Raw genomic sequence first — 25,798 nt, forward strand, 5'->3', positions numbered from 1 at the left:
TTGATTTTACTATGTTCTGTTCGATTAAACAAAAATTCATTCCTTAAACTTATTCTTTATTCCTATTTCTGTTTTATAAAAGCCGCAAAACAAAAATACTATTCCCGTACAAATTCCTACAGTAAGGGCAATATTAACTGAAATCTGTAAAAGGAACATTCCTATACTTAAAATAATCTCAACTACTCCTAATACCTTGCCAAGAGAGATAAAATTATTTGGTGCTATACTTTGTGCATAATTCCAGTGTTCTTGTGATTTCCGTGCAGTTGGTGTGTTATATCCGTTACCCGATTTTATGTCAGTTGCAGGATGTCTTTTCAATATGTCCCCAACCAAAATCATTACAAAAGGTATAATCAGATTTAATAACAATAAGGAATACATGGTTTGCCTCCTCAACTCCGATTTGTTCCCAAGAAACAGTATATCATAAGATTGTGAACAAATCTACATCATTTCAGCCTGTCGGCGACGTTGCTCTCTCTGGCATACCGCCGCGCCGCTTCCCGCCGTTCCTCGCTGTATGGGGCGGTCAGACGGAAAGAGAAGCGGCCTTTCTCAATGTCAAACTCCATGCAGCCCGTTTCCGGGTCTGCGTCAGTCTGCTGGCAGATCGCCGGATAACGGCGGCTGTATGCAAGCAGACGCTTTTTCAAGGCGGTGTTGTGGGTGCGGATATGGATAAGGGGGTCTTTCTCGTCAAACCAAATATCGGTGGTCTTTTCCTGCTTGGTAAGCCCTGTTCTCATGCAAACTCCTTTCTGTGCCCCTGTTACGCAATAGGGGCATTTTTCGGGTGTTTTCTCCGGCTCTTGACTTGGAGAAAACGGCGTTTTTGACGATAAAAACCGCCCGGACGTGGAATGTATCGTCGGGGCGGCTGTTATCGCAAGATTTCCGATTTTTCCGGCTCTTGACCGTCAGACGCAGATAAACACGAACTGTCGGCAAGTATCGTCTTGAGCAGCTTGTCGCGGAATGTTTCTGTGCTGCTGTGATTGAAAAATAACTCCGCAACAATAGTCTGCCCGTTTCTCTGCGTCGTGATGATACTGTCGGGGGTCTGTTCTGCCATAGGCAGCTCCTTTCTCCGGGCACAAAAGAGGGACTTCCCGTAGCCGGAAAATCCCTCTTGGTTGTCGGTTATTCTGTTTTACTGTGCGGGCTGTGCGGCGGCGGTCTGCGCCTTTCTCCTTGCCCGGTATTCCCGCGCCTTGATACGCTCATACTCCCGCTGCTTTTCAAGGTTTCGCGCCCGGTACTCCCTTGAATACTTCCGGTGGTAGGCGCGGCTCTTTTCCTTTTTGGCTTCTTCGATTTCTTCCCGCATTTGCCGGATTTCCTGCTCTGTCGGCTCTGCAAGCTGCGTTACTTCGTTCTCAAATCTGCCGATATAGTTGAAATATATGCTGATGTGCTGGATTGCGTATCTCGCCCTTTTCTGGTCGCGCTCATGCACTTCAATCCTGCTGATAAACTCGTTGAGAATGGCGGGGGTGAGGTCAGTAAAGGCGGCATGGCGTTCCGTCAGCTTCAAAAACTTCTGCGCCCGTCCTCCCGCGTTCTCATAAGCGGATAGCTGCTCTTGGAGTATGGAAAGCTCCGTTTTCAATGCGTAGTATTCTTCTGAATACTTCTGCGACATTTGCTCGTAGCGGTCTTGCGGGATAGTGCCGAGGGCGTTGTCCTCATAGAGCTTGTTCAGCACCTTGTCGATCTGTTCAAGGCGCGTCGTGATTTGTGGGATACGCTTCTGCTGCTTTTTGGTCTGGTCGGTCTGCTGCATGGCAAGGTTCTTTTTCACTAAGGCTTCAAACTCCGCCCGGTTGCTGATAGAATAGTCCTCGATTTTCTTCAGCACTTCCGCGACGGTCTGCATGAGCAAGTCCGCGTCAATGATGTGCGGGGAATGGCATTTGGGGTTTTTGGCTTTTCCCTTGTGGTACTCGCTGCAATAGGCAACGTGCCGCTTGCCGCCGTTTCTGTAATCTATGCGGATGTGCATTTTTGCGCCGCAATCCTTACAGAAAAGCAAGCCCGACAAAGGGTGGATTTCCCCGTCCCCGTTGGGGCGTCTGACGGGCGCGTTTTCCAAAATCCGCTGTGCGGTTTCAAAGTCGGCGCGGTCAATAATCGGCTCATGCACATTTTCGGTTATCTGCCATTGGCTCCGGTCTACATAGTGGTTCCGCTTGTCCCGGAAATGCTTTGTAGTCTTGAAGTTGACTACATCGCCGCAATACTCCTGCCGTGTAAGGATATGGGTCAAAGTGGCTTTGTTCCACTTGTAACGGTTATCCTCATTGAGCGCCCTGTTTTTGCACGTTCCCCGCCCGCGCTCTTTCATGTAGAATGTGGGCGTTGGGATTTGCGCCTGCGTCAGATATACGGCGATTTGGTTGCGGTTTTTCCCGTCCAGAAACAGGCGAAAAATCAAACGGACAACTCCGGCGGCTTCCTCGTCGATTATCCAAAAATCCTTGTTGTCCGGGGATTTGACATAGCCATAGAGAGCTTCGGTGGCAATCGGCTTTCCACTCATGCCCTTCGTCTTAATGCCGGTCTTTACTTTCTTGCTGATGTCCTTTGCGTACCACTCCGACATGATGTTGATAAAGGGCGCAAACTCCAATGTGTCGGGCTTCTCGCTGTCTATCCCGTTGTTGACCGCGATAAAGCGCACATTGTTCCGTCTGAATATCTCCATAGCGTTGCCGACTTGGAGATAGTCGCGCCCCCAGCGGGTCATGTCTTTCATAATACACACGCCGATTTTACCGTTTTCTACGTCCTCTATCATGCGGGAGTAGGCGGAGCGGTCGAAAAATCTGCCGCTTTCATCGTCGTCAATGTAGTGCCGGATATTCGTCAATTTTAGCTGTCTGGCGTAGCTTTCCAAAAACTTCTTCTGGTTCTGTATGGAGTTGCTTTCGCCGCCGTCCCTGTCCTCGTCGCCTACGGAAAGGCGGGAGTAAAGGGCTGTGATTTTGTTGTAATCATTCATGTGCATATCCTCCTGTGCGTCCATGTAGAGTTCTTTACACTTAAGATTATGCACTCCATCGGGCAGAGCCGTACTCCGCGCCCTTGCGGTATTTCTTCGCGTTTTTCCCTTTGACATAGACTATCAAGCGGATAATCACCGCACCGACAATGCCGACAAGCAAATCCAACGGGTAAACGCTCGGCAAGGCGTTTTCAAAGGCTGCGGAAAATCCTTGTGTGATATTCAGTATCTTTGCAGAAATATCCGCGCCGGGGGCAAGCCGCACCGCCTGTCCGACTTTATCAAAGAGATAGACAAAGAACACATAGGGGATATTCGGAAGTATCAGCTTTTTGTAGTTGATCTGCTTCATATCTCGCGCCCCCTGTCCATTTTCTTTACCTTGTCGCGGGCGGCGTTAAGCTGCTTCGCCTTGTCCTTTGCAGCGGCAAGGGCTTTGCGGATAGAGGGCTTTTTCTCCCGGTTCAGCTTCTTTGCGGAAAACTCTTGAAACGCTGCGGTCATAACGTCCGCGTCCCGGCCTTTGAAAAACACAAGGTAACGGGTCTGCTCGCCCTTAACCTTTTTTAGCGAAAAATCTATGTTGTATTTCTTCGCCGTACTCTCAAAGGCTTTAATATTGCTGTCGGTGATCTCGATGTTGGAAACACCCGCGTTCTGCTTCATAAGCTGCCGCATGGTCTGTTTCCCATGCGCGGGTTTGCTTTTCTGCTCCAAAAACTTTTGGATTGCTTTCTGTAACGCCTGTTCGGTAAGCCGCGCCGCGCCTTTTCCCACTTTGACGTATAGGGCAATCGTTTTTTGGGTTACTTCCTCCTGCAAGGTATCAACTCCTTTCCCGGTAAAGTGCGGCTATGCTCATTCGCCGCCGTATAAGTCGTGATTGACAAGGGCGGTATAGTAGCTGTCAATGGTACTCGGCGCGTTGAACAGCACCGCTTTTAGATACTGCTTGATGTTGCGCACTTTGGTTGTGTTCTCCCTCATGCAATCCAAAACAAACTCAATATGGCTGCTGTTCAGCTTCAAAAACTTGGATTTCACCAATTCGGCGGGGTAGTCGTCCCCGGCAATACGGATTGTCTTTCGGGCTGTGCAGACGGTTTCCAGCATAAGGTCAACAATCTCGTCCAAACGGTCTTTGTCAATTTTGCAGTTTTGAATGAGATGGTCGTATTCGATATTGTCCTTGATAATCTCCCTGTAAATCTCTACTGCGCTATTGCTTTTCGCTTCCGTTCTTTTCCTTTCCGGCGGCGTAGCCGCTTCGCCATGCGCAAAGGGCAAGGGGTTTAGGGAATGGAAAGGAATGGAATCGGTACTTGATAAATCAGTAATTGATTGTTCTTTACTTAATATATCTTTATTTAATTGCGTTGGATTTTCCAACGTAGGTTTTTCCTGCGTAGGTTTTTCCAACGTTGGATTATCCAATGTTGGATTTTCCAATGTAGGTAAATCCAATATAGGCGGCTGTCCGCCGCTGGTAGCTGCTTCCGGCTCTCGCGGCTGCGGCTGCTCGTATATGACGTAATCTGCGCCCCGCAAGCGTCCCTTTTCGTCGCGCTCCCGGCTGCGCACGATATATCCGGCTTTTTCGAGTTCCTTTACCGCTTCGCGGATTGCGTCGATCTTCTCCCGGTTGATATGGGATAAGCCCGCAAGGGTATAATCCCAATCTTCGGGCAGCGAAAGCATTTGCGACAACAAGCCCTTTGCCTTTAAGGACAATTCCTTGTTTCGCAAGTGGTGGTTGCTCATAACGGTATATCCCGTATTTCGCTCCACTCTGAAAACTGCCATATTTCCTCACTTCCTCTCTTGGTATGCGTGGACAATTAGAAAGCCGTTTTCGGCTGTTTTGGTATTGCAATATGCCCTTTGCCGTTTTCGCGTCTGCAAAGCCGCATGGCACAAGGGCTTTTGCCCGTCTATTTGTCCATGCTGGCGTGCGTTTTCCGCGTCCTTTTGCCGGGGCAATAGGGACACTCTTTGAAAACGCAAAACTCATATTTCCACCCGGGGCGGTAGAAACGGCAAGTGCCGCAATCTTCATCATCTCCGGCACAACCGGATTGATAGCGGTCAAATCCCGGCTTCTGCTGCATGAGCAATTCAAACGCCCGCTGCTTGCCCTTTGTGAAATACATTCCGGCTGCACCTCCTTTCCTGCGGGCATAAAAAAACGGCGTTACTTTCTCCCCCAAAGGGGTTAAGGTAACGCCGTTTGTGTGCGTATTCAGTTTTTAACACATTCCCTGTCTATCCGCTGTCCGCAAAACCATTGATTTTATTAGCTTTTTGCCGCTATCGCTATCACACCTCATTATTCCAGCGCCCCGGTTTTCAAGCCATGCTTGCAGACATTGAAGCCGGGAAAGTGGGTACGGTCATCGTCAAGGACATGAGCCGGTTAGGGCGAAACTACTTGCAGGTGGGATTTTACACGGAAATGCTGTTCCCTCAAAAGGGAGTGCGTTTTATCGCTGTCAACGACAATGTGGACAGCGCAAACGGCGGCATGGACAACGATTTTACCCCTCTGCGAAATCTGTTCAACGAATGGCTGGTGAGAGATACGAGCAAGAAAATCAAGGCAGTTAAAAGAGCAAAAGGCATGAGCGGCAAGCCCGTTACCAGCAAGCCGGTATATGGCTATCTCATGGACGAGGACGAGAACTATATCGTTGACGAGGAAACCGCGCCGGTTGTCCAGCAGATATACCAGCTTTGTCTTGCCGGGAATGGCCCGACCAAGATTGCCCGTATGCTTACGGAGCAGCAAATCCCCACGCCGGGGACGCTGGAATACCGTAGGACGGGCAGCACCCGCCGCTGCCACCCCGGCTATGAGTGCAAATGGGCGACGAACACCGTCGTTCATATCCTCGAAAACCGGGAGTACACCGGCTGTCTGGTAAACTTCAAGACGGAGAAGCCCTCTTACAAGGTCAAGCACAGTGTAGAGAACCCCGTGGAGAAACAGGCTGTTTTTGAGAACCACCATGAGCCTATCATAGACCGGGAAACATGGGAGCGCGTGCAGGAGTTACGCAAGCAGCGCAAACGCCCGAACCGCTATGATGAAGTGGGGCTGTTCTCCGGTATGCTGTTCTGCGCCGACTGCGGCCATGTGATGTACCAGCAGCGGTATCAGAACAAGAACCGCAAGCAGGACTGTTACATCTGCGGCAGCTACAAGAAGCGCACCCGCGACTGTACGGCGCACTTTATCCGCACCGACCTGTTGACCGCCGGTGTCCTCTCCAATCTCCGGCAGGTGACCGAATACGCCGCCAAGCATGAGAGCAGGTTTGTGAAGCTGCTTATCCAGCAGAACGAGATCGGCGGCAAGAGAAAGACCGCCGCAGCCACCAAGCAGCTTGAACAGGCGCAGGAGCGCATTGCCGAAGTGAGCCGCATTATCAAGCGGCTGTATGAGGACAATGTGAACGGCAAAATCAGCGACGAGCGTTTCATGGAACTGTCGGCAGACTATGAGCAGGAACAGCGGGAACTGAAAGACCGCGCCGCCGCTTTGCAGGCCGAACTGGACAAGTCGCAGGCCGCCACCGTCAACGCGGAAAAGTTTATGGGTATCGTCCGAAAGCACCTTGCCTTCGAGGAACTTACCCCCACCCTCTTGCGGGAGATGATTGAGAAAATCGTCGTACATGAGTGCAGCTATGACGAGAACGGCACCCGCAGGCAGGACATTGAGATTTATTACAGCTTTGTCGGCAAGATTGACTTGCCCGAAGCCTAACGCCCGACCTATCCGACACAATGGCCAAGTGCCGGATAGGAACGGCAAAATTTTTTACACTTCTATTACTTCTTTATCGCACATCAGTAAAGAGCCAGGGAATGAAGCAGCTTATGGCGGGCGGCGGCATCATCGTGCTGGGCACCACCCTGATCCCCCTGCTGTCCGGCCTGTTTTAAGGGCGATAGCTTATGGGATTTCTCACCGACTGGCTGACAGACTGGTTAAAAGGGCTTCTGATCGAGGGGATCATGGGCAACCTCACAGGGCTTTTTGATACGGTCAATACCCGTGTCGGAGAGATTGCGGTGCAAGTGGGGACGACCCCGGCGGCGTGGAACGCCGGGGTCTTTTCCCTCATACGGCAGCTTTCTGAAACGGTGATACTGCCGATTGCCGGTCTGGTCTTGACCTTTGTTGCCACCTATGAGCTGATCCAGATCATTATTGAGAAAAACAACCTGCACGATCTGGACTACTGGATTTTCTTTAAGTGGATCTTCAAAACGGCTGCGGCCATCCTCATTCTGTCCAACACATTCAATATCGTTATGGCGGTGTTTGATGTGTCCCAAAGCGTGATTGCCAGCGCAGCCGGGATTGTGCAGGGCTCAACGGACATTTCTTCCTCCATGATCGACACGCTGGAGGCAAGTCTGGAAACCATGAGCCTTGGCGCTCTGCTGGGGCTGTGGCTCCAATCGTTCCTCATTCATGTAACCATGTGGGCGCTGAACATCGTGATTTTCGTCATCGTCTACGGACGCATGATTGAGATTTACCTGCTCACAAGTCTGGCCCCGCTGCCCGTGGCAACCCTCTCCAACCGGGAGCTGGGCAGCATGGGCCAAAACTATTTGAAGTCCCTGTTTGCCGTAGGATTCCAAGGGATGCTGATCCTTGTGTGCGTCGCCATCTATGCGGTGCTCATTCAAGGGATCGCCACGGGCGGCGACCCCATCGGGGCCATTTGGGGCTGTGTGGGGTACACGGTGCTGCTGTGCTTCTGCCTGTTCAAAACAGGGACGATTGCCCGGAGCATCTTTAGTGCTCATTAAGAAAGGGGTGTTGTATGCCGAGAAGATATGGGCCGGACGGAACGGCCCTGTGGAATGGAAAAGCCCCGGAGGAATTTTCCGAGGCGGATGTGTACCGCTTCATGGCGGAAACGGAGGAAGTGCTGCAAAAGCGGGAGCTGCTGGGCGGTGAGAGCGACGCCAGGTCGATTGCCCAGCAGTTGGCCGAGGGCCGCACACAGGCCGCCCGGGACAACGCCGCCCGCCCCGCCAAGGTAGCGGCGAAGGAGTCCAGGCATGACCGATAAAGCCACTTTGGGACAAAATGTCCCAAACATGGTGGAGGGCCTGTACCTTATGGACGGGATCAAGGGGCTGCTGTCCCTGCCCCAGCACTCGGTTGATATGCTGCTCACCGATCCGCCCTACGGCACCACCCGGAATTATTGGGATGTACCGCTGCCGCTCCCCGAGCTGTGGGAGGCGGTGAAATGGGCGGTCAAGCCCAACGGGGCGGTGCTGTTCTTCGCCCAATGCCCCTATGACAAGGTACTGGGGGCGTCCAACCTGTCCATGCTCCGCTATGAGTGGGTATGGTACAAAGAACGGGGAACGGGTTTTCTCAACGCCAACCGAGCCCCGCTGAAAAAGTCGGAGAACATTCTGGTGTTCTACCAGAAGTCCCCAGTCTATCATCCGCAATTCACCTACGGCAAGCCATACACCCGGACGCACACCAGCAGCGGCATGAGTACCAACTACGGGAAATTTGTGCGGCAAGGCTCCGGCTCCAGCGATGGGCGGCGCTATCCAGGAAATGTGCTGTTTGTCCCCACGGTGATGGGTGGCATCCACCCGACGCAAAAGCCTGTGGAGCTGTGCGAATACTTCATAAAGACCTACACCGACGAAGGAGCGGTAGTAGCGGATATTTGCGCTGGCTCCGGCACAACGGCGGTGGCGGCCCTCAATACGGGCCGCCGCTTCATCTGTTTTGAAAACGCCCCAGCCATCTACGGCCCCGCCGCTCAGCGCATTGAGCAGGCACGGCTGGCCGTGGAGCGTGGCGGGAAAGGAGTGTAATTATCGGAGCATATTCCATCATCTACGCCGATCCCCCGTGGCGTTATTCCCAAAAGGGCTTGCAGGGGGCGGCGGAACATCATTACCCCACCATGAGCATAGACGAGCTCTGTGCGCTGCCTGTGGCCGATCTTGCGGCCCCGGACAGCGCACTTTTCCTGTGGGCCACCTTTCCCCAGCTCCCGGAGGCCCTGCGGCTGATCCGGGAATGGGGCTTTACCTACAAAAGCGTGGCTTTTGTCTGGCTCAAGAAAAACCGCAAGGCGGACAGCTGGTTTTATGGGCTGGGCTTCTGGACACGGGCCAATGCGGAGGTTTGCCTGCTGGCGACACGGGGCCACCCCAAGCGGCAGGCGGCAAACATCCACCAGTTTATCATTTCGCCTATCGAGGCCCACAGCAAAAAGCCGGACGAAACCCGGGACAAAATTGTGGCCCTCATGGGCGATCTGCCCCGTGTGGAGCTGTTCGCCCGGCAGACCCCGCCCGGCTGGGATGTGTGGGGCAACGAGGTACAGTCCACGCTCCGGGACTTCGGGACAACTTGTCCCAAGGTGGGCATGAAAGGAGGTTGACCTATGCCCTATGTAAATGTCCCCAATGACCTGTCCAAAATCAAAACCAAAATTGCCTTTAACCTCACCAAGCGGCAGTTGATCTGCTTCGGGATCGGGGCAGCCATCGGGATTCCCACCTATCTGCTGACCCGTGGGGCTATCGGCAACACCGGGGCGCTGTTCGTCATGCTGGGGATCATGCTCCCGGCCTTTCTTATGGCGATGTACGAAAAGGACGGGCTGCCCTTTGAAAAGGTGCTGCGGAACATGATCAACACCAAGTTCCTGCGCCCCGGCATCCGGCCCTATCGGACGCAGAACATCTATGCTCCATTCACGGGAAAGGAGGAGTCTATTGAACGCAGCCAAAACAAAACCAAACGCAAAAAGAAATGAGCGCCGGGCGGTGGTGTCCGCCCAGCAGACCATCCCTTATGTGGCGATGCACCCGGACGGGATCTGTCAGCTCCCCGGTGGGCTCTACACCAAGACCGTGGAATATGAGGACATCAACTACGCCGTGGCGTCCACCGAGGATCAGACCGCCATCTTCGGCGGGTGGAGCTCGTTTCTCAACTACTTTGACAGTTCCTTGCCCTTTCAGCTCTCCTTTGTCAACCGCCGTTCCCGCAGCGCCAGCCGCTACAAGGTGAATATCCCGGAACAGGAGGACGAGTTCAACAGCATCCGGCATGAATATGTGGAGATGCTCAAAGGCCAGATTGCCAAGAGCAACAACGGCATTGAGCGCACCAAGTACATCACCTTTGGGCTGCCCGCTGGCAGCGTGGGCGAGGCCCGGCCCCGGTTGGGCCGTGTGGAGGCCGATGTTATGGGCAACCTCAAACGGCTGGGGGTGCAGTCCCAGCCCTTGGATGGCCGTGACCGTCTGGCGGTGCTCCACGGCCAGATGCACCCGGGGAGCCGGGAGCCGTTCCGCTTTTCGTGGAAGGACATTCCCCAGCACGGCATGGGAACAAAGGACTATATCGCCCCGGACAGCTTCGACTTCCGGCAATCCCGGACTTTCCGGGTGGGCCAGTCGTGGGGCGCTGCGTCCTACTTGCAGATTTTAGCGTCGGAGCTCTCGGACAAGCTGCTGGCGGAAATCTTGGAGCTGGACGCCGAACTCACCGTCACGCTGCATATCCAGACGGTGGATCAGCTCAAAGCCATCAAGACCATCAAGGGGAAAATCTCTGACATTGGCCGCATGAAGGCCGAGGAGCAGAAAAAGGCTGTGCGGGCCGGGTACGATATGGAGATTTTGCCCCCTGACCTCATTACCTTTTCCAAGGACGCCGCCGAGCTTCTGGCCGACCTCCAATCCCGCAACGAGCGGATGTTCCTGCTGACCTTTACCGTGGTGAACATCGCCCCCACCCGGCAGCGGCTGGAAAACGATGTATTCACCGTGGGCGGCATCGCACAAAAATACAACTGCGCCTTGAAGCGGCTGGACTGGCAGCAGGAACAGGGCTTCGTGTCCTCGCTGGTGCTGGGGTACAACGGCATCGAGATCCAGCGGGGCATGACCACCAGCTCCACGGCCATCTTCATTCCCTTTATGACCCGGGAGCTCCGCATGGACGGGCAGGCGCTCTACTACGGCATGAACGCCCTTTCCCACAATGTCATCATGGCTGACCGCAAGAAGCTGAAATCGGCCAACGGGATGTACCTCGGCTCCACGGGCTCCGGCAAGAGCTTTGCCGCCAAAAGGGAGCTGATCAATGTGTTCCTTGCCACCAATGACCGGATCATCGTGGTAGACCCGATGGGCGAATATGCCCCGCTGGTGCAGCGGCTGGGCGGGCAGGTCATTGAGATCGCTCCGGACAGCCCTCACCACATTTCGCCTATGGATTTGCAGATGAACGCCAACGACGATGAAAGTCCGCTTTCCATGAAGGCGGATTTTTTGTTGTCCCTGTGCGAGCTGATCGTGGGCGGACGGGAGGGCTTGCAGCCCATTGAGAAAACCGTGATTGACCGCTGTGTGCGGCTGGTGTACCGGGAAATGGCGCTGGGGCTGGAAACGGCCAAAACGCCGCTGTTGCAGGATTTGTACGAGGAGCTTTTGAAGCAGCCGGAGCCGGAGGCCCGCCGTGTGGCAACGGCGCTGGAGCTCTATTGCACCGGCTCCCTCAACCTGTTCAACCACCCCACCAATGTCAACCTCAATTCCCGGGTTGTGTGCATCGTCCTCAAAGGGCTGGGCGAAAACCTCCGCAAAATCGCCATGCACACCACCAACGAGTTTGTCACGGCGGCGGTGAACGCCAACCACAAGGCCGGGATCGCTACATGGTGCTACTTTGACGAGTTCCATATCCTGCTGCGGGACGAGCTCACCGCCAGCTACTTTGTGGCCGTTTGGAAAATGCTCCGAAAGAAAGGCTGTGTCCCCAGCGCCCTCACGCAGAATGTGAAAGACCTGCTGGCAAGCCCGGCCATCTCCAACATTCTGGACAACACGGATTTTCTGATCCTGCTGTCTCAAGCCCAAAGTGACCGGGCGATTCTCGCCAAGCAGCTGGGCATTTCCGAGCACCAGCTCTCCTATATCACCCACTCCAATTCCGGCGAGGGGCTGCTGTTCTATGGAAATGTGACCATCCCGTTTGTGGATCGGTTCCCCAAGGGAGAGATCTATAACCTGCTGACCACCCGCCCGGAGGATATGGCCCATGAACGAAAAGACGAATAAGGCCGGGGCCACTTCGGGACAAAATGTCCCAAAGTCCCCAAACGGGGCCCCCACAAAGTCGAATGACTTTGTGGGGAGAGGAGGAGCAACGGAGCGGGCGGATTTTGGCGGCAGCGCCGCCAAAGAAGCTAAAGCGAAGTTCCGGCACAAGAGCCAACAGGAACAGACCGCCGCCAGCAAGCTCCGCATGGAAAAGCGGGGTGAAAAGCTGGAGAAGGCCAAGGAAAAGCTGGCGAAGCAGAAACCGCCCAAGCCGCCCGGCCCGGTTCGCCGGGTGGCCGGGACGGTGGGCGGCGGCGTTCACGGTTATGTGCATGGCAAGATGTTCGAGGTGGAGCAGGACAATGTAGGCACCGAGGGCGCTCACCGTTCCGAGCTTGTAGGCGAGTCTGCCTTGCGCCACGGCAAGCGGTTTGTGCAAAAGAAAATCCGGGAGCACCCGGCCAAGGCTGTCCGCAAGGCCGAGTCCAGGCACATCAAGGCCACAGCGGATTATCACTACCGCATGGCCGCCCAGGAGCACCCGGAAATGCGGGGCAACGCCCTGTCCCGGCTGATCCAGAAGCAGAAGATCAAGCGGCAATATGCCAAACAAGCACGGGAGGCCGCCAAGCAAGGAGCCAAGGCCGCCGAAAAAACGGCAGTCACCACGGAAAAACTGGCGGCTCGGGCTGTGGGCTTCGTCAAGCGGCATCCCGTGGGGGCGCTGCTGTTTGTAGCGGTGTTCCTGCTGCTGGTGATGATGCAGTCCTGTATGTCCTCGCTGGCAACACTAGGCAACGGCACAGCGGGGGCTATCGGGGCATCCACCTATCCCGCCGAGGACGCTGACCTGCTGGGGGCCGAAGCTGCCTACTGCGCTTTGGAGGCGGAGCTGCAAAACTATCTGGACACCTACGAGAGCACCCACGACTATGACGAGTACCACTACGATCTCGACGAGATCGAGCATGACCCCTATGTGCTGCTGTCCATCATCAGCGCATGGCATGAGGGGGAATGGACGCTGGCAGAGGTACAGGACACCCTGCAAATGCTTTTTGACCGCCAGTACATTCTCACCGAGGATGTGGTGGTGGAGGTGCGGTATCGGACGGAAACCCGGACGGACAGTGAGGGCAACGACTATGATGTGGAAGTGCCGTACAACTACTACATTTGCACCGTGACCCTCTCCAACGAAAACCTTTCCCACCTGCCTGTCTACATCATGGGCGAGGAACAGCTTTCCCGGTATGCCCTCTACATGGCGACGCTTGGCAACCGTCCCGATCTGTTCCCCGGCTCCGACTATGTGGGCAAGTACACGGGCGATCCCGTGGAGCATGAAGTCCCCGAGGAATATCTGACGGACAAAACCTTTTCCGCCCTGCTCACCGAGGCGGAAAAGTACATCGGCTATCCCTATGTCTGGGGCGGCTCCAGCCCGTCCACTTCCTTTGACTGCTCCGGCTACCTCTCATGGGTGCTCAATCAATGCGGCTGGGATGTGGGGCGGCTGGGCGCACAGGGCCTATACAACTACTGTACCCCCACCAGCTCACCCCAGCCGGGTGATCTGGTGTTTTTTGTCGGCACCTACGACACGCCGGGGGTCAGTCATTGTGGGCTGTATGTGGGCGATGGCTGGATGCTCCATTGTGGAGATCCCATCAGTTATGCCAACCTCAACAGCAGCTATTGGCAATCTCATTTCTACGCCTATGGGCGTTTACCGTAAAGGAGGCTTTCATGGCAATTTCCAAAAGTGCAAAGATCGAGGCCGAGATCGAAAAGGTCAAGGCCAAAATCACCGAACAGCAGGCCCGGCTGAAGGAGCTGGAACAGAAAAAGGTGGAGGCGGAAAACAGCGAGATCGTGGACATCGTGCGGGGCATGAGCATCCCTCTTGCCGAGCTGCCCGTGGTGCTCCAGCAGATCCGGGCCGGGGCCACCTTGGGACAAAATGTCCCGAAGTCCGAGGAGGTGTCTGAATGAAAAAACTGCGTGTTTTGATGGTGACGCTGTGCGTTGCCATGTTCCTGTGCGGCTTCTCCGTCACGGCCTACGCCGGGGGCGGCCCCGAATGGGAGGGCCTTGACCCGGCGGAGGAAACCACCACCCCCGAGCCCACCATTGAGCCCGGCGAGGGCTTCACCGAGGAGGGCAGCCTTGTGACCCGGGATCTGCTCTACGACGAGCACACCAACAAGCAGTTTATCACCGTCCAGACCAGCGGCGGCAGCACCTTTTACATTGTCATTGACTACGACAAGCCTACCGACGAGGACGCTGAACAATATGAAACCTACTTTTTCAGCGTGGTGGACGAGGCCGATCTGCTGGCCGCTCTGGAGGCGTCCGGGACGGAACTGCCCGAGTGTACCTGTGCGGAAAAGTGCGTGGCGGGGGCGATCAATATGGATTGCCCGGTTTGCTCCACCAATATGACCGAGTGCGTGGGGGCGGAGCCCGAGCCCGAACCCGTGGAGGAGCCGGAGCCTACCCCCGAGCCGGAGCCCGAACAGGCAGGCGGAAACACCGGGACGATCCTGCTCATTCTGGCGGTGGCGCTGGTGGGCGGCGGAGCCGGGTGGTATTTCAAGGTTTACCGCCCCAAGCAGCAGCGGGCCGCTGAAACCGAGGAGGACTACGGGGACGAGCTGGAAACCTACGACGATACCCCGCCGTGGGACGAGGAGGACGAGGACGAAACGGAGGGCGACAAATGAAATTCACCAACAGTCCCTATGAAACGATGATGCAGCAGGTTCCCCGGTATGAGCGGCCCGAGCCTGTCAAGGCCCCGGAGGGCTCCCGCTGCCACGGCTGCCCCTACTGGCGGGGGATCGGGTGCGTCGCCTGCTACCGGGAGCTGCTGAAAGGCGCTGGCGGCGGGAGGTGAAGCGGTGGCCCGAGAGCTGACCCGTGCGGAAAAGGCAGCCATCCGCAAGCTGGTGACAAGGCTGTGTGCCAACTATGACCGGGATGAGGGCTGCCTGCCGCTGGACTGCCCCTGCTATATGCTGGAAAAGTGCTGGACGGGGGCGCTGTGCCGCTACTTCCGGGAGGCGGTGCTGCCCAATGATCCCGTGCTGGAGGCGTCCCTCGCTGCGGAAGGCCCCGCCCCGGAAACCCGGCCCTGCCCGGTATGCGGCAGGGCCTTTCTCCCCGATGGCCGGACACGGTATTGCTCCCCCGTCTGCGCCAAGGCTGCTCTGCGACAGCAAAAGAGGAATTACATGAGGAAAAAGCGAGGCTGATGCGTGGAAAATTAGGCCCCGGAAACACCGATATTTCAAGGCTTTCCGAGGTCGCTTTTGAAGTAGGTAATATGTTTTCATTGGTTGCCCCAATTTAGGGCAAATGCTTTCCACACTTTGCGCCGGGGCTTCGGGACATTTCGTCCCAAAGTCCAGGCCCTTTCTGCTTACAAAAAGGAGGTACTATGTACGAACAGGATAACCCGCTGAAAACCGTAGGACTGTCCACCGAACAGAACTACAACATGATCGACGGGCTGCTGAACAACGGCCCGGCCCTGCCGCCCCAGCCCCCGGAAAAGGAGCTGGACAAGGTGAAGGAGTCCCCCAATAAGCATCGGAGCCGGGAGCGTGAGGAGCGGTGACAAAGAAACGCCGCCGCTGCGTCCATCTTCATGTCATGGTGAGCCCGGAGGAACAGGCGCTGATCGGGGAACGAATGGCCGAGGCGGGCATTTCCAACATGGGGGCCTACATGCGGAAAATGGCTTTGAATGGCTATGTGCTCCATGTTGATCTTTCGGACATCCGGGAGCTGGTGTCCCTCCAGCGGCGGTGCGCCAACAACCTTAACCAAGTGGCGATCCATGTGAACACCTACGGCGGCATTTACCCCGACGAGATCAAGGCCCTGCAACGGGACTACGCTGACCTTTGGGGGCCGCTGTCCGATCTGCTGAAAAAGCTATCGGCGGTGGTGGAAATGTAAAAAATATAGCAGGGAACAGCTTTCTGCTGCTCCCTGCTATGATTAGTTGTATTCGCTAAGGCGTTTGTCGTAGGATTTAATAGATGCTTTAAAGAAGCGTAGCAAAGGGTAATGAAAAGTTAGTGGTAACATAGGATCAATATCCTTATCGCCTTTGAAAGAAAAACGAGGAGTTCCATTACCATAATTTCCGATTACTCCGATATCATACAAATCCCTCAATATCTGCCCAGGTTTGCGGCCTTTGGTTTTTAAATATTCTACTTCCTCAAATATATCTGCTTTCCCATCAATTCTCTCAGCAAAATCTCTGGTTGAAAACGGAACTTGAAGGCCTGTCAATGCCAGCTTTATCCCTTCAACTTCAACATCAGAATACTTTACAGTTAGGATTTCTTCAAATTCGCTCCAAGATTCTTCAGAATATTGCTGTCGAACAATTTCAAATGTTTTTTGGTCAATAAAGGTTTTATCACCTGCAACCTTTTGCATAATCGAAAAGAGCCTAATTATATCCCGAGGTCTAAGCCAAGTCTGATCAAGGATATAGTTTTCAATAGCAATGCCAGACCGGCCAACGCTCTTTAAGAAATAAGCATCAAACACATCAGGTGTGGGGTCTAACCCACATATTTTTTCGCTACATTGAAAGCGACGCACAAGCATTTTCAAAAGTGGATTTTCTCGGATTGCTCCACCTTTTTGTTGCCATGAGATTTGTATGCCGAAGTCGTGTATGGGTTTATTGATTTCCAATCCCTTGGACTTTACTTCTTTGTATACTTCATTTCTGATAGCTGTAATTGCATAGACATTAAACCCATTTTCCTTTGATATTTCGTTTAGGTATTGAATGGCAAATATTAAATCACGGATCAAAGTAATGTCTCGCTCGTATTTTTTGGTTTGCTTTAATGATAACTCTAATTCATCTACAAAAATATAAAGCGTGTGCGGTACTGGTTGCAATTTGGAGTACAAATCTATTACTCTTTTCCCCAGTTCTGAAAAAGGTACAGTTTTCTTGGCTTCATCTGTCCATTCCAGCTCTAAGTTTACTTTGCCTAGCTTCGCAACATTAAGCTCTACATTTCCTTTCTTAATGCGAGGGAGGATCTTTTTTATTGGGTTTGCATTTTGCGGATCATCATATATGGCATCCAATAAAGCACAAAGATTTTCCCATTCAGCACTATCTCTGTCAAACACTCCGTATGCTGTATGCTTTAAGCGGTTGATAATAACTTTAATAAGATAAACCTGCCACGCTAAAACACAGTTAATTGTTGCATCGCCTGGGATTTCGCTTTCTATGACTTCTTCAAAAGGAGTTTGTGGCAATCCAGATCTTTTAATTTGATTTCGTTGATCTTCATCAACATCTTTTCGAAAACGAATAAATTCCGAGAACATGCTTTCTGGTTTTTCTGATACCACGGCTTCGACATACTTTAACAGCATGGTTTTGCCTGTACCTTTATCACCGCAAATATAATAAATCGAACCATTAAGTATTTTTTGAAGGTCAAAATTAGGATACTCAAAAAACAATTCTTTACAAACGCTTTGGCCGTATTCAAGAAATTCATTATAGCCGTCGGTTTTGCCTATATATAAATCTTTTAATGGTAGTTGACCCACTTCAAGCCCCCCTCTCGATATTGTTTAATTATACCACCGCTAGCTTTATACAACAAGACGAGATAACAAGTAGCAATATTTTTAGTTGATAGTCTATGGACAGGCTCTACTCGCTGAAATACTCCTTGCAGGATTTCAGCACAGGTTGATACTTCGGGACAACTTGTCCCAAAGTCTGAGCGGCGGCTGGAAACAGCCGCCGTTTGTCGTATCGAAAGGAGGGCGGCCTACGGCCACAACCTATTTCAAGAAGCACAAGATCAGCAAGGGGGAAACCGTCGCCCAATCCTTGAAAGAGCGGTTTGACTATGGGCAAAACCCGGACAAGACGCAGGGCGGCGAATTAATTTCCTCTTATGAGTGCGACTATATGACCGCTGATGCGGAGTTCCTGCTCTCCAAGGCCAAGTACAAGGCCACCACGGGGCGGGAACAACGGCGGGATGCCGATGTGCTTTGCTATCAGATCCGCCAGTCATTCAAGCCGGGAGAGATCACCCCGGAGGAGGCAAACCGGGTGGGCTACGAAACGGCGATGCGCTGGACAAAGGGCAAGTATGCCTTTTTTGTCGCCACCCACACAGACCGCCAGCACATTCATAACCACATCTACTACAACTCCACTTCGCTGGATTGCTCCCACAAGTTCCGGGATTTCATCGGCTCGGCCCGGGCGGTGCGGCGGCTCTCTGACCGGGTATGTCTGGAAAATGACCTGTCCGTGATTACCAACCCCAAGCTCCATAGCAAGGGCCGTTTTCTCCATTACGGAGCATGGCTGGGGACAGAGCGCCAGCCCTCCTACAAGGAACAGCTGCGGGCGGCCATCTGCGATGCCCTTGCCAAAGGCCCGGACAGCTTTGACGCCTTTCTTCGGCTCATGGAGGAGTCCGGCTATGCGGTCAAGTGGGGACGGGGCGGTGCGATCTCGTTCCTTGTTCCGGGGCAGCAGCGGGCCACCCGGCTCCGCTCGTCAACCCTCGGGGAAGGCTTTGATCCCGGGGACATCCGGGATGTAATTGCGGGCAAACGCCCCTTGCCGAAGCTGGACGCTCTGGCCCCCGCTGCGCCCAGGCATGTCGATCTGATCGTGGATATACAGGAGCGGCTACGCTCCGGGAAAGGCCCGGCCTATGAGCGGTGGGCCAAGGTGTATAACCTCAAACAGATGGCCGCTGCGCTGCAATTCATGCAGGAGCATCAGATCAGCGAATATGACCAGCTCACCACCGAGGCCGAGGCTGCGTCCGCCCGTTTCCATGCGCTGACGGAACAGCTCCGGCAGACCGAGGCTGACCTTGCCTATACTTCCGAGCTCATGGGGGCCGTGGTACAATACGCCAAGACCCGGCCCGTGTTTGACGAGTACAAGGCGGCCAAGTATAGCAAGAGATTTCTGGCCCAGCATGAGGCGGAGCTGGCTGACTATCGGGCAGCCAAAGCTACTTTGAACGATCTACTGGACGGGGCTAAACTGCCCAAGATGGCCCAATTAAAAGAAAAGCGCCGCAAGCTGGCGGCGGAGAAAAAGGCCCTGTACGCCAAGTACCGGGCCGCCCAACAGGAAATGCGGCAGGCCGTGGCGGTCAAGACCAATATTGACCATCTGCTGGGCGCGACGGACGGGCGCAAGAATAAGGAACAGGAGCGGTAGCGACGGTGACGCAGACAATTTACTTTGGGACAAAATGTCCCGAAGTGCCGGGGTTGGGGAGGCTCCCCAACAAGCGTTTTTGCGGCCCTCTCGGGCTGCAAAAATAGCAAGTGTGGCCACACTTGCCCTGCTTGCCGTTAGTGCGTTACCTCCAATAGAGCGCAAAAAACGGAGGTGCGTGTTTTTCTTACGCATCCTCCGTTTCCCGGGCTCTTTGCAGCCCCTCTGCGGTATGTTTCATAACGGTCAGCTCTTTTTCGTCCATAGAATTGAGCATGACATCAATCTGCTTCCGGCAGGTACTTTCTCCGTTAAGTTTGTCCGGGAAAAAGAATTGATCCACGGAAATCTCCAGCAGGGTGACGAGCTGATAGAAAGTATCAAAGCTGGGGTATTGGCCCCGATTCTCGATATACATGATGGAGCGAGGGGTGCGGTTCACAAGCTGGGCCAAGTATTCCTGTGTCCAGCCTTTTTCCTCCCGCTTGCGCTTGATCTCACGGCCCAAGGCGTGAAAATCAAGGTGTTTGTCGTATTGGTACATTCTCATATCACCCTATATTATTCTACATTTCGGGTTTGAACATGAGAACGAAACTAAATTTTATATATAGGACAATTTTATTTCGTGTTGCTTGTAAGTTAAGTTTTCTGCGTTATAATTAAACAATAACTCGATTGTCGGTAGCCACGCAGTTATGATAATCTTCTACTATAGACGGAGGGCAACATGGTAATTAGTCAAATCATTAGAGAAAAGCGAAAACAATTAGGATTAACACAAGAAAATGTTGCAGAGTATTTAGGGGTTTCGACACCTGCGGTCAGTAAATGGGAGAATGGAACAACCTATCCAGATATTATGCTCCTCCCAGCATTAGCAAGATTATTGAAAACAGATTTGAACACTCTTATGTCCTTCAACGAAGAAATGTCGGAGATCGAGATTAACAATGTTGTTCTGAAAGTCCAATCCCTAATCCAAGAAGATGGGTTTGAAAAAGGTTTTCAATTTGCTTTGGATCAGGTCAGAGCATTTCCGACATGTGAAAATTTGATTTATTCTCTGGGCGTTTTTTTACAACCCTCTTTAGGATTACAGTCAGAGGAGAACCAAAACAAGTATCGTGAAGAACTTGCTAAACTGTATTTCAGGGTGCGAAATAGCGAAAACATTGAAATAAAAAAAGAAGCAAATTCTTTTCTGTTCTATCTGCACTGCGAAAAAGAGGAATATGACAAAGCTGCCGCATTGTTAAGGGATTATCCTGCTGATACAAAGTTAATGATGGCTCACCTGCACCAGCATAAAAAGGAATACGAACCAGCGTGTGTTTTATTAGAGCATCGAATGTTGGAAATTGGAGTTGAATTAGAATCCATACTAATATCTTTAACTCAGGTTGCTTTATCTGAAAACCGATGGGAGGATGCCGAGAAATTGGCTTGTATTCAAGAGCAGGTAGCGAAACAATTTGGCATTTTAGAATGTACCGCATATACAGCTAAACTCGAATGTGCGATAAATAAAAAGGATGCTGAGAGCTGCACAAAAATACTGTCTTTGCTCCTTGCTTCTATGGAAAACAGTTCAGATATTTCATCAAATCCATTATATAAGCATTTGAATTTATCCGACAGCAATACGCAGAATCTGCCTCGGCAGCTTTTATCATCAATGATTGAGCAGTTGAAATTGGAATTGGACGATGAAACATCTTTCTTAAAGGAAAGCCCCGAATTTCACTCGCTCTTACAGCGTTACGGCGAGTATTTGGGGAGGTAACTATGCTTAAAGTTATTTCAAAATTACAATGGTTGTTTTGGATTGGTTTTATAGGCGTTTTTCTGGATAACCCGTACTTAACTCTATTCTTCTTGTTCGGATTGTGTGGATTTGCAAGTGTATTTTCGCCCGCACGCAGCGACATATCAAATTTAATATTTCTCGGTCAAAATTTATGGATGCTCGCTGGGATACTTATTGCACATATAAGACATGGCTTCCATCTCCCAGATAAAAATTCATACAAGCCACAAGTACATTACTCGCTCCCGTTTAACGGAAAGTGGTTTGTGGTAAATGGCGGAATTGACAGAGAAAGTTCCCATTCTTGGTTTCTTCCATCCCAGCGATATGCTTACGACTTTTTTATAAAGAACAGCGAAGATGCTACTTTTGCGGGTGAACGCAAGCAATTAGAGAACTACTTCTGTTATGCAAAAGATGTTTTGGCTCCGGCAGATGGTGTTGTCATTTCTGCGGTAAGTCACTTTCCAAATACGCCAATCGTTGCAGAAGGAGAGGTTGATTGCGCCGCTTCGGATGTGAGAGGGAACCATATCGTTATTCGTCACAGCAAACATGAGTGCAGCGTGATAGCGCATCTCCTTCCGAACAGCCTATGCGTACAAAAAGGAGATCGAGTTAGCAGAGGCCAGGTAATTGCCAAGTGCGGGAACAGCGGCAATACGAGTGAGCCACACATCCACTTCCAGATTCAATACGGAAAGAGCTTTGAAATATCGGCAGGACTGCCGATATTATTTACTCGCATTGTTGTCGATGGAGCGAAGATGCCGGAAGGCTTTATTACGAAAGGGCATTATGTTGAAAATGATTCTCTAATCTGATTTTTTGTTCAAGATTGACCGCCCAACGGGATAATAAAAAAACCGTTGTTTTGGCGGCTGAATATCCATGTGCCAAAACAAAATACAGTAGCCATACGGCGGTTTTGAAATAGCAATTTCAAGCCGCCATTTTCTTTTTGAAAAATGAGAATATGGGGGGTGTGTTAAAGTCGCCCTTTTTTAAGGATACGGCGGTGTCCGGGAGGTATTGCTGTGTCCTTTTTCTTTTTCCATCTCCCTAATCTGTCAAAAAAAGCTCGCCCGCCCAATGGGAGCAGTCTGGTGGCGGATGCGAAATATGGCAGTACATAAGTGAAAATGTAGTTTTATGCGCTTGTGTGTCGTTGCGGCATACAGGCGTATTTTGTTTTATCCACTTTGGGACAACTTGTCCCGAAGTAGACAAAGGTGGACCCGGCTGCCGATCTCCGCCGCCCTCCGTTCAGATCGCCATTCACCCCCTAACCATCTGAACGGAGGAGTTACAAATGACGACCATCAATCTGAAAGACTTTTATCCGTGGTACACCAACGACGAATACATAGAGGTTTCTGAGGAAGTGGCTAACGAACTCCGGGCAAGTAGGCTGTACGAGGCCGCCTATCAGCGGCGGATCGTCCGCAACAAAGCACAGTACTCTCTCGATTGTGAGGACGGGATCGAATACTCCGCCTGCGTCTCCGAACCCACCCCGCAGGAGCTGCTGGAGCGCATGGAGCTGTTCTGCCATCTGTGCGTTGCGCTCAATTCTTTGCCCGAAACGCAGGGGCGCCGCGTGGACGCCTGTGTGATCCTCGGTAAGAGCTATCGGGAGGTGGCTATGGCCGAAGGCGTGAGCAAAACTTCTGTGCAGGAGTCGGTTCAAAGCGGGTTGGCTACTATGAGAAAATATTTGAAAAAAGTTCTTTGATTGACCCTGCCACAGAGCCGTTTTTTGTCCTTGGTATATGAGAGGAGTTACATCCGATCAACAACTGAATAGCGGCGGCCCCGAGGCATAGAGCGGGGAGCCGTGCGGCGGGTGCGCTGTGACTTCTCCGGCAGGAGAACGAGCGAACAACACCAGCGCCGCAAGTGGGACAAGCCACCCCACGGCCACGATCCGCAGTCGGACAAGCTGGCCGCTTGCCCCTCCGGGCTGCCGCCCCCTCGGGAGCGTCATGCTGAGTATTGCTGTCTTATGACGGGCCAAGGAAATGAGCGTGGCGCTCCCGAAACTTTTATCAAGGAGGAAACCAATATGAAGTATGACCCCGAACTGGCGGCCCTGCTTGCCCAGCCGTGGAGCAACAACGCCTGCCGGGGCTATGTCATCTACGCTATGGAAAATTGCGGGTTTTCTCCCGCAGACATCCGGCGTGTGGTGGCAGAGCTCCATGAGGTCTTTGATCTCTGCGGGTTGGAGGAGGCCCAGCAGCACTTTGAGAACAGCATTTACTGACCTTGGGACAAGTTGTCCCAAAGTTGGAGCAAGGCAAGAGAGCGGCACCACCGAAGGTGCCGCTCTCTTGCGTTTCCCCACGGGACAAGGGGGACTGTCGGTCATTGTTTTGTATCACTCTGGAAGGAGGCCCACATGGAAGATCCCGTACCCGTCAAGGAGGAATACACCTATCAAGTCGGCAAAATCCAATTCATCGTTACGCCCGTCTACAAGGACAAAGGCGAGTCCATGCGTGACATCCTGTTGAAGCTGATGCTGGCCGATTTGGAGCCAGCCTAACTGTTCCATCGACATCCTTAACTCGGGCGGTCGGCAGAGGTATAATATACATAGGATGAAGCCTTGCTCGGCTGCTTGGAAAGGAGGACATTATGAAGCAGTCAAGCAACAAAATCTCTACCGGCACAGCCGCCCTCTACTGCCGCCTGAGCCGTGACGATAACATGGACAGCGAGTCCAACAGCATTCAGAACCAAAAGAAAATTCTCCAAAAGGCTTCCAAGGAAAAAGGCTATACTGACACCATCTTTTTCGTGGATGACGGCATCACCGGAACCACCATGAAGCGCCCGGGTTTTCAGAAAATGATCGCCGCAATCGAGGCCGGGTACATCTCGGCGGTGTTCGTGAAAGACCTCTCCCGACTGGGCCGAAACTACATTGAGGTGGGCAAGCTCACCGAAGAGTTTTTCCCGCTCCATGATGTGCGTCTTGTGGCTGTTTCCGATGGCGTGGACAGCGACGAGGGCGAGGACGATTTCACCCCGTTTAAGAACATTATGAATGAGTACTACGCCAAGGACATCTCCAAGAAGCGCCGTATCGTCAACAAGATGAAAGGCAACGCCGGGATTCCGCTTTCACCGCCGCCCTATGGCTACATGAAAAAACCGGACGATCCCCGTTTTTGGGTCATTGACCCGGAGGCTGCCGAGGTGGTGCGCTGCATCTACCGTCTGGCCTTGGAGGGCAACGGCCCCTTGCAGATTGCCACGGCACTGGGGACGATGGGGGCTCTAAACCCCTCGGCCTATCGAACCAGCAAGGGGATCAGCAAGGGCGGCTCCAAAAGCACGCTGGAGCCTACCAAGTGGAACCATACCACCGTCAAGAAAATCCTCACTTTGCAGGAATACTGCGGCGATGTGATTAACTTCAAAACCTACTCCAAGTCCTATAAGATGAAGCGTCGGATTGAAAACCCGGAGGAAAACCGGGCCATCTTCCTCAATGTCCATGAGCCCATCATTGACCGTGTGACTTGGGAAAAGGTGCAAAGCCTGCAAACCACCCGGCGCAGGCGGCCTACCGTAACGAAGGAGTCCAGCGCCTTTTGCGGCTATCTGAAATGCCCGGAGTGCGGCGGCAACCTGACTTTCCACTTTAACCAGAATAACCACGACATCAAGTTCTTTAGCTGCAACAACCACAATTCCGGCCTCCGCAAATGCTCGTCTACCCACTATATCCGGCTGGACTTTTTGGAGCAGGTGGTGCTCTACGAGATACACCGGCTTGCCTGCTTCGCTAACGAATACGAAAATGACTTCATCAAGGCGATGGTGGGCCGCTCCGCCAAGGTAGCGGAAAATGACCGGGCACGCAAGAAGCGGGAGCTGGACGGGCTGCTGGCCCGGGACGGGGAGCTGGATATGCTCTTTGAACGGCTCTATGAGGACAATGTGTCTGGCAAGATCGACGATGCCCGGTTCGCCAAAATGTCTAAGCGGTATGAGCAGGAGCAGGGCGAGAACGCCGGACGGATCAAGGCGCTGCGGTTGGAGCTGAAGAAGCTGGAAGATAAGCGGATGGATGTGGACACCTTTCTGGAAACCGTGCGCCGCTACACCGACGCCACCACCATCACCAAGCGCATGGTTGCCGAACTCATTGAGTACATCGAGGTCTATCCTGCGGTCAAGGAGGACGGTGTTACCAATCAGCGGGTGACGATTCACTATAACTGCATCGGGGCCTTTGAGGTGCCGGATCGCCGGAAGATCCCCGAGAGGGACATTCTTTTGGAAACGAGAAAAGGCGTAGCATTAAGCTACGCCCCCACACAGATCGCTATATAGATTTGGAAATAAAAAATGCGGAGTATCATCAGCAGACCTTTTCAGATCCTTTAATGATACTCCGCATGGTCCGAGTGGCGAGAGTCGAACTCACGGCCTCTTGAACCCCATGATTCGGGCAATGCGTTTACAGAGAATTTTGTGTTCCAATAGAGTCCATTTCCTATTTTGGAACGTCCCAATCGGCACTTTTGGGACAGCAGAGCATTGCTCATTTTGCTCTGAAAATGGTCAAAATCGTGGTCAAACTTTT

29 protein-coding genes and 3 pseudogenes are annotated in these 25,798 nt (G+C 52.7%); 22 read left to right on the forward strand and 10 right to left on the reverse strand.

Features of this window, described 5'->3' with window-relative positions:
* Nucleotides 1-36: 36 nt before the first annotated feature.
* The 8 genes and pseudogenes from ACKTS9_RS04545 to ACKTS9_RS04580 form a co-directional block, all read right to left on the reverse strand.
* Nucleotides 37-387, reverse strand: coding sequence for an SdpI family protein (locus ACKTS9_RS04545; protein ID WP_087268227.1), 351 nt, complete (start codon nt 385-387; stop codon nt 37-39).
* Nucleotides 388-455: 68 nt separating this feature from the next.
* On the reverse strand, nt 456-752 hold the full coding sequence (locus ACKTS9_RS04550; protein WP_002592868.1) for a hypothetical protein: 297 nt from the start codon (nt 750-752) through the stop codon (nt 456-458).
* A 134-nt stretch (nt 753-886) separates the two neighbouring features.
* Entirely contained in the window at nt 887-1,078 is a 192-nt protein-coding gene (locus tag ACKTS9_RS04555; protein ID WP_002592869.1) for a transposon-encoded TnpW family protein, read from the reverse strand.
* A gap of 78 nt (nt 1,079-1,156) precedes the next feature.
* Nucleotides 1,157-3,031 (reverse strand): recombinase family protein, encoded by a 1,875-nt coding sequence (locus ACKTS9_RS04560; protein ID WP_038286029.1) that lies wholly within the window; start codon nt 3,029-3,031, stop codon nt 1,157-1,159.
* Nucleotides 3,032-3,062: 31 nt separating this feature from the next.
* Nucleotides 3,063-3,362 (reverse strand): annotated as a pseudogene (locus tag ACKTS9_RS04565) (type IV secretory system conjugative DNA transfer family protein); the annotation flags it as partial.
* Nucleotides 3,359-3,832: a PcfB family protein gene (locus ACKTS9_RS04570; protein WP_002604484.1), complete on the reverse strand. Its 474-nt coding sequence runs from the start codon at nt 3,830-3,832 to the stop codon at nt 3,359-3,361. The gene ACKTS9_RS04570 and the pseudogene ACKTS9_RS04565, both read right to left, overlap by 4 nt.
* A gap of 36 nt (nt 3,833-3,868) precedes the next feature.
* Nucleotides 3,869-4,813 (reverse strand): DUF6017 domain-containing protein, encoded by a 945-nt coding sequence (locus ACKTS9_RS04575; protein ID WP_002604485.1) that lies wholly within the window; start codon nt 4,811-4,813, stop codon nt 3,869-3,871.
* A gap of 128 nt (nt 4,814-4,941) precedes the next feature.
* Complete coding sequence (locus ACKTS9_RS04580; protein WP_002604486.1) at nt 4,942-5,160, reverse strand: hypothetical protein; 219 nt, start codon at nt 5,158-5,160, stop codon at nt 4,942-4,944.
* 164 nt (nt 5,161-5,324) lie between these two features.
* On the opposite strand from ACKTS9_RS04580, the pseudogene ACKTS9_RS04585 reads away from it, so the two are divergent.
* From ACKTS9_RS04585 to ACKTS9_RS04655, 15 genes and pseudogenes are all read left to right on the forward strand, one after another.
* A pseudogene (locus tag ACKTS9_RS04585) lies at nt 5,325-6,776 on the forward strand (recombinase family protein); the annotation flags it as partial.
* A gap of 89 nt (nt 6,777-6,865) precedes the next feature.
* Nucleotides 6,866-6,955, forward strand: a pseudogene (locus ACKTS9_RS04590) (Maff2 family mobile element protein); the annotation flags it as partial.
* Nucleotides 6,956-6,967: 12 nt separating this feature from the next.
* Nucleotides 6,968-7,834, forward strand: a complete 867-nt coding sequence (locus tag ACKTS9_RS04595) for a VirB6/TrbL-like conjugal transfer protein, CD1112 family (RefSeq protein ID WP_407879208.1) — start codon at nt 6,968-6,970, stop codon at nt 7,832-7,834.
* Nucleotides 7,835-7,848: 14 nt separating this feature from the next.
* The gene (locus ACKTS9_RS04600; RefSeq protein WP_407879210.1) at nt 7,849-8,100 is read left to right on the forward strand and encodes a hypothetical protein; all 252 of its coding nucleotides are present in this window, start codon (nt 7,849-7,851) and stop codon (nt 8,098-8,100) included.
* A complete protein-coding gene (locus tag ACKTS9_RS04605) occupies nt 8,090-8,875 on the forward strand; it encodes a DNA-methyltransferase (protein ID WP_407879212.1) in 786 nt (261 codons plus the stop codon). Before ACKTS9_RS04600 ends, ACKTS9_RS04605 begins: the two co-directional genes overlap by 11 nt.
* Nucleotides 8,876-8,892: 17 nt before the next feature.
* Nucleotides 8,893-9,450 carry an MT-A70 family methyltransferase gene (locus tag ACKTS9_RS04610; protein ID WP_407882073.1) on the forward strand — a complete coding sequence of 186 codons (558 nt, stop codon included), beginning with the start codon at nt 8,893-8,895 and terminating at the stop codon, nt 9,448-9,450.
* A 3-nt stretch (nt 9,451-9,453) separates the two neighbouring features.
* Nucleotides 9,454-9,828, forward strand: a complete 375-nt coding sequence (locus tag ACKTS9_RS04615; RefSeq protein WP_110440536.1) for a PrgI family protein — start codon at nt 9,454-9,456, stop codon at nt 9,826-9,828.
* Nucleotides 9,758-12,142: a VirB4-like conjugal transfer ATPase, CD1110 family gene (locus ACKTS9_RS04620; protein ID WP_407879214.1), complete on the forward strand. Its 2,385-nt coding sequence runs from the start codon at nt 9,758-9,760 to the stop codon at nt 12,140-12,142. Before ACKTS9_RS04615 ends, ACKTS9_RS04620 begins: the two co-directional genes overlap by 71 nt.
* Nucleotides 12,123-13,862 carry a C40 family peptidase gene (locus ACKTS9_RS04625; RefSeq protein ID WP_407879216.1) on the forward strand — a complete coding sequence of 580 codons (1,740 nt, stop codon included), beginning with the start codon at nt 12,123-12,125 and terminating at the stop codon, nt 13,860-13,862. The genes ACKTS9_RS04620 and ACKTS9_RS04625 overlap by 20 nt, the downstream gene beginning before the upstream one ends.
* Nucleotides 13,863-13,873: 11 nt before the next feature.
* Nucleotides 13,874-14,119, forward strand: a complete 246-nt coding sequence (locus ACKTS9_RS04630) for a DUF4315 family protein (RefSeq protein ID WP_407879219.1) — start codon at nt 13,874-13,876, stop codon at nt 14,117-14,119.
* Nucleotides 14,116-14,853, forward strand: coding sequence for a DUF4366 domain-containing protein (locus ACKTS9_RS04635; protein WP_407879221.1), 738 nt, complete (start codon nt 14,116-14,118; stop codon nt 14,851-14,853). The genes ACKTS9_RS04630 and ACKTS9_RS04635 overlap by 4 nt, the downstream gene beginning before the upstream one ends.
* Nucleotides 14,850-15,026: a hypothetical protein gene (locus ACKTS9_RS04640; protein ID WP_167541515.1), complete on the forward strand. Its 177-nt coding sequence runs from the start codon at nt 14,850-14,852 to the stop codon at nt 15,024-15,026. Before ACKTS9_RS04635 ends, ACKTS9_RS04640 begins: the two co-directional genes overlap by 4 nt.
* A 4-nt stretch (nt 15,027-15,030) precedes the next feature.
* Entirely contained in the window at nt 15,031-15,384 is a 354-nt protein-coding gene (locus ACKTS9_RS04645; RefSeq protein ID WP_407879223.1) for a cysteine-rich VLP protein, read from the forward strand.
* A 185-nt stretch (nt 15,385-15,569) separates the two neighbouring features.
* Nucleotides 15,570-15,749 carry a DUF4316 domain-containing protein gene (locus ACKTS9_RS04650; RefSeq protein ID WP_407879225.1) on the forward strand — a complete coding sequence of 60 codons (180 nt, stop codon included), beginning with the start codon at nt 15,570-15,572 and terminating at the stop codon, nt 15,747-15,749.
* A complete protein-coding gene (locus ACKTS9_RS04655) occupies nt 15,746-16,093 on the forward strand; it encodes a plasmid mobilization protein (RefSeq protein ID WP_407879227.1) in 348 nt (115 codons plus the stop codon). The genes ACKTS9_RS04650 and ACKTS9_RS04655 overlap by 4 nt, the downstream gene beginning before the upstream one ends.
* A gap of 42 nt (nt 16,094-16,135) precedes the next feature.
* Here ACKTS9_RS04655 and ACKTS9_RS04660 read toward each other — a convergent pair whose 3' ends face one another.
* Complete coding sequence (locus ACKTS9_RS04660; protein WP_407879229.1) at nt 16,136-17,734, reverse strand: P-loop ATPase, Sll1717 family; 1,599 nt, start codon at nt 17,732-17,734, stop codon at nt 16,136-16,138.
* A gap of 289 nt (nt 17,735-18,023) precedes the next feature.
* Here ACKTS9_RS04660 and ACKTS9_RS04665 point away from each other — a divergent pair, with 289 nt between their 5' ends.
* A complete protein-coding gene (locus ACKTS9_RS04665) occupies nt 18,024-19,388 on the forward strand; it encodes a relaxase/mobilization nuclease domain-containing protein (RefSeq protein ID WP_407882075.1) in 1,365 nt (454 codons plus the stop codon).
* Nucleotides 19,389-19,575: 187 nt separating this feature from the next.
* Here the strand turns inward: ACKTS9_RS04665 and ACKTS9_RS04670 are convergent, their stop codons facing one another.
* Nucleotides 19,576-19,932 (reverse strand): helix-turn-helix domain-containing protein, encoded by a 357-nt coding sequence (locus ACKTS9_RS04670; protein ID WP_407879231.1) that lies wholly within the window; start codon nt 19,930-19,932, stop codon nt 19,576-19,578.
* A 186-nt stretch (nt 19,933-20,118) separates the two neighbouring features.
* On the opposite strand from ACKTS9_RS04670, the gene ACKTS9_RS04675 reads away from it, so the two are divergent.
* The 6 genes from ACKTS9_RS04675 (at nt 20,119) to ACKTS9_RS04700 (ending at nt 25,545) form a co-directional block, all read left to right on the forward strand.
* On the forward strand, nt 20,119-21,174 hold the full coding sequence (locus ACKTS9_RS04675) for a helix-turn-helix domain-containing protein (protein WP_407879233.1): 1,056 nt from the start codon (nt 20,119-20,121) through the stop codon (nt 21,172-21,174).
* 2 nt (nt 21,175-21,176) lie between these two features.
* On the forward strand, nt 21,177-22,022 hold the full coding sequence (locus tag ACKTS9_RS04680; protein ID WP_407879236.1) for a M23 family metallopeptidase: 846 nt from the start codon (nt 21,177-21,179) through the stop codon (nt 22,020-22,022).
* Nucleotides 22,023-22,510: 488 nt separating this feature from the next.
* The gene (locus ACKTS9_RS04685) at nt 22,511-22,933 is read left to right on the forward strand and encodes an RNA polymerase sigma factor (RefSeq protein ID WP_407879238.1); all 423 of its coding nucleotides are present in this window, start codon (nt 22,511-22,513) and stop codon (nt 22,931-22,933) included.
* 330 nt (nt 22,934-23,263) lie between these two features.
* A complete protein-coding gene (locus ACKTS9_RS04690; protein ID WP_407879240.1) occupies nt 23,264-23,464 on the forward strand; it encodes a hypothetical protein in 201 nt (66 codons plus the stop codon).
* Nucleotides 23,465-23,599: 135 nt separating this feature from the next.
* Nucleotides 23,600-23,746: a hypothetical protein gene (locus ACKTS9_RS04695; RefSeq protein WP_006573143.1), complete on the forward strand. Its 147-nt coding sequence runs from the start codon at nt 23,600-23,602 to the stop codon at nt 23,744-23,746.
* 92 nt (nt 23,747-23,838) lie between these two features.
* A complete protein-coding gene (locus tag ACKTS9_RS04700; RefSeq protein ID WP_407879243.1) occupies nt 23,839-25,545 on the forward strand; it encodes a recombinase family protein in 1,707 nt (568 codons plus the stop codon).
* The last annotated feature ends 253 nt before the right edge of the window (nt 25,546-25,798 follow it).

Source organism: Owariibacterium komagatae, from assembly GCF_045865535.1.
GTDB classification, from domain to species: Bacteria; Bacillota; Clostridia; order Oscillospirales; family Ruminococcaceae; genus Ruthenibacterium; species Ruthenibacterium komagatae.

Excerpts from the sequence above, each read along its gene's own strand:
- ACKTS9_RS04545 (WP_087268227.1), bottom strand. The coding sequence starts at position 387 with ATGTATTCCTTATTGTTATTAAATCTGATTATACCTTTTGTAATGATT.
- ACKTS9_RS04550 (WP_002592868.1), bottom strand. The coding sequence starts at position 752 with ATGAGAACAGGGCTTACCAAGCAGGAAAAGACCACCGATATTTGGTTT.
- ACKTS9_RS04555 (WP_002592869.1), bottom strand. The coding sequence starts at position 1,078 with ATGGCAGAACAGACCCCCGACAGTATCATCACGACGCAGAGAAACGGG.
- ACKTS9_RS04560 (WP_038286029.1), bottom strand. The coding sequence starts at position 3,031 with ATGGACGCACAGGAGGATATGCACATGAATGATTACAACAAAATCACA.
- ACKTS9_RS04575 (WP_002604485.1), bottom strand. The coding sequence starts at position 4,813 with ATGGCAGTTTTCAGAGTGGAGCGAAATACGGGATATACCGTTATGAGC.
- ACKTS9_RS04580 (WP_002604486.1), bottom strand. The coding sequence starts at position 5,160 with ATGTATTTCACAAAGGGCAAGCAGCGGGCGTTTGAATTGCTCATGCAG.
- ACKTS9_RS04595 (WP_407879208.1), top strand. The coding sequence starts at position 6,968 with ATGGGATTTCTCACCGACTGGCTGACAGACTGGTTAAAAGGGCTTCTG.
- ACKTS9_RS04600 (WP_407879210.1), top strand. The coding sequence starts at position 7,849 with ATGCCGAGAAGATATGGGCCGGACGGAACGGCCCTGTGGAATGGAAAA.
- ACKTS9_RS04605 (WP_407879212.1), top strand. The coding sequence starts at position 8,090 with ATGACCGATAAAGCCACTTTGGGACAAAATGTCCCAAACATGGTGGAG.
- ACKTS9_RS04615 (WP_110440536.1), top strand. The coding sequence starts at position 9,454 with ATGCCCTATGTAAATGTCCCCAATGACCTGTCCAAAATCAAAACCAAA.
- ACKTS9_RS04620 (WP_407879214.1), top strand. The coding sequence starts at position 9,758 with ATGCTCCATTCACGGGAAAGGAGGAGTCTATTGAACGCAGCCAAAACA.
- ACKTS9_RS04625 (WP_407879216.1), top strand. The coding sequence starts at position 12,123 with ATGAACGAAAAGACGAATAAGGCCGGGGCCACTTCGGGACAAAATGTC.
- ACKTS9_RS04630 (WP_407879219.1), top strand. The coding sequence starts at position 13,874 with ATGGCAATTTCCAAAAGTGCAAAGATCGAGGCCGAGATCGAAAAGGTC.
- ACKTS9_RS04635 (WP_407879221.1), top strand. The coding sequence starts at position 14,116 with ATGAAAAAACTGCGTGTTTTGATGGTGACGCTGTGCGTTGCCATGTTC.
- ACKTS9_RS04640 (WP_167541515.1), top strand. The coding sequence starts at position 14,850 with ATGAAATTCACCAACAGTCCCTATGAAACGATGATGCAGCAGGTTCCC.
- ACKTS9_RS04650 (WP_407879225.1), top strand. The coding sequence starts at position 15,570 with ATGTACGAACAGGATAACCCGCTGAAAACCGTAGGACTGTCCACCGAA.
- ACKTS9_RS04670 (WP_407879231.1), bottom strand. The coding sequence starts at position 19,932 with ATGTACCAATACGACAAACACCTTGATTTTCACGCCTTGGGCCGTGAG.
- ACKTS9_RS04675 (WP_407879233.1), top strand. The coding sequence starts at position 20,119 with ATGGTAATTAGTCAAATCATTAGAGAAAAGCGAAAACAATTAGGATTA.
- ACKTS9_RS04680 (WP_407879236.1), top strand. The coding sequence starts at position 21,177 with ATGCTTAAAGTTATTTCAAAATTACAATGGTTGTTTTGGATTGGTTTT.
- ACKTS9_RS04685 (WP_407879238.1), top strand. The coding sequence starts at position 22,511 with ATGACGACCATCAATCTGAAAGACTTTTATCCGTGGTACACCAACGAC.
- ACKTS9_RS04690 (WP_407879240.1), top strand. The coding sequence starts at position 23,264 with ATGAAGTATGACCCCGAACTGGCGGCCCTGCTTGCCCAGCCGTGGAGC.
- ACKTS9_RS04695 (WP_006573143.1), top strand. The coding sequence starts at position 23,600 with ATGGAAGATCCCGTACCCGTCAAGGAGGAATACACCTATCAAGTCGGC.
- ACKTS9_RS04700 (WP_407879243.1), top strand. The coding sequence starts at position 23,839 with ATGAAGCAGTCAAGCAACAAAATCTCTACCGGCACAGCCGCCCTCTAC.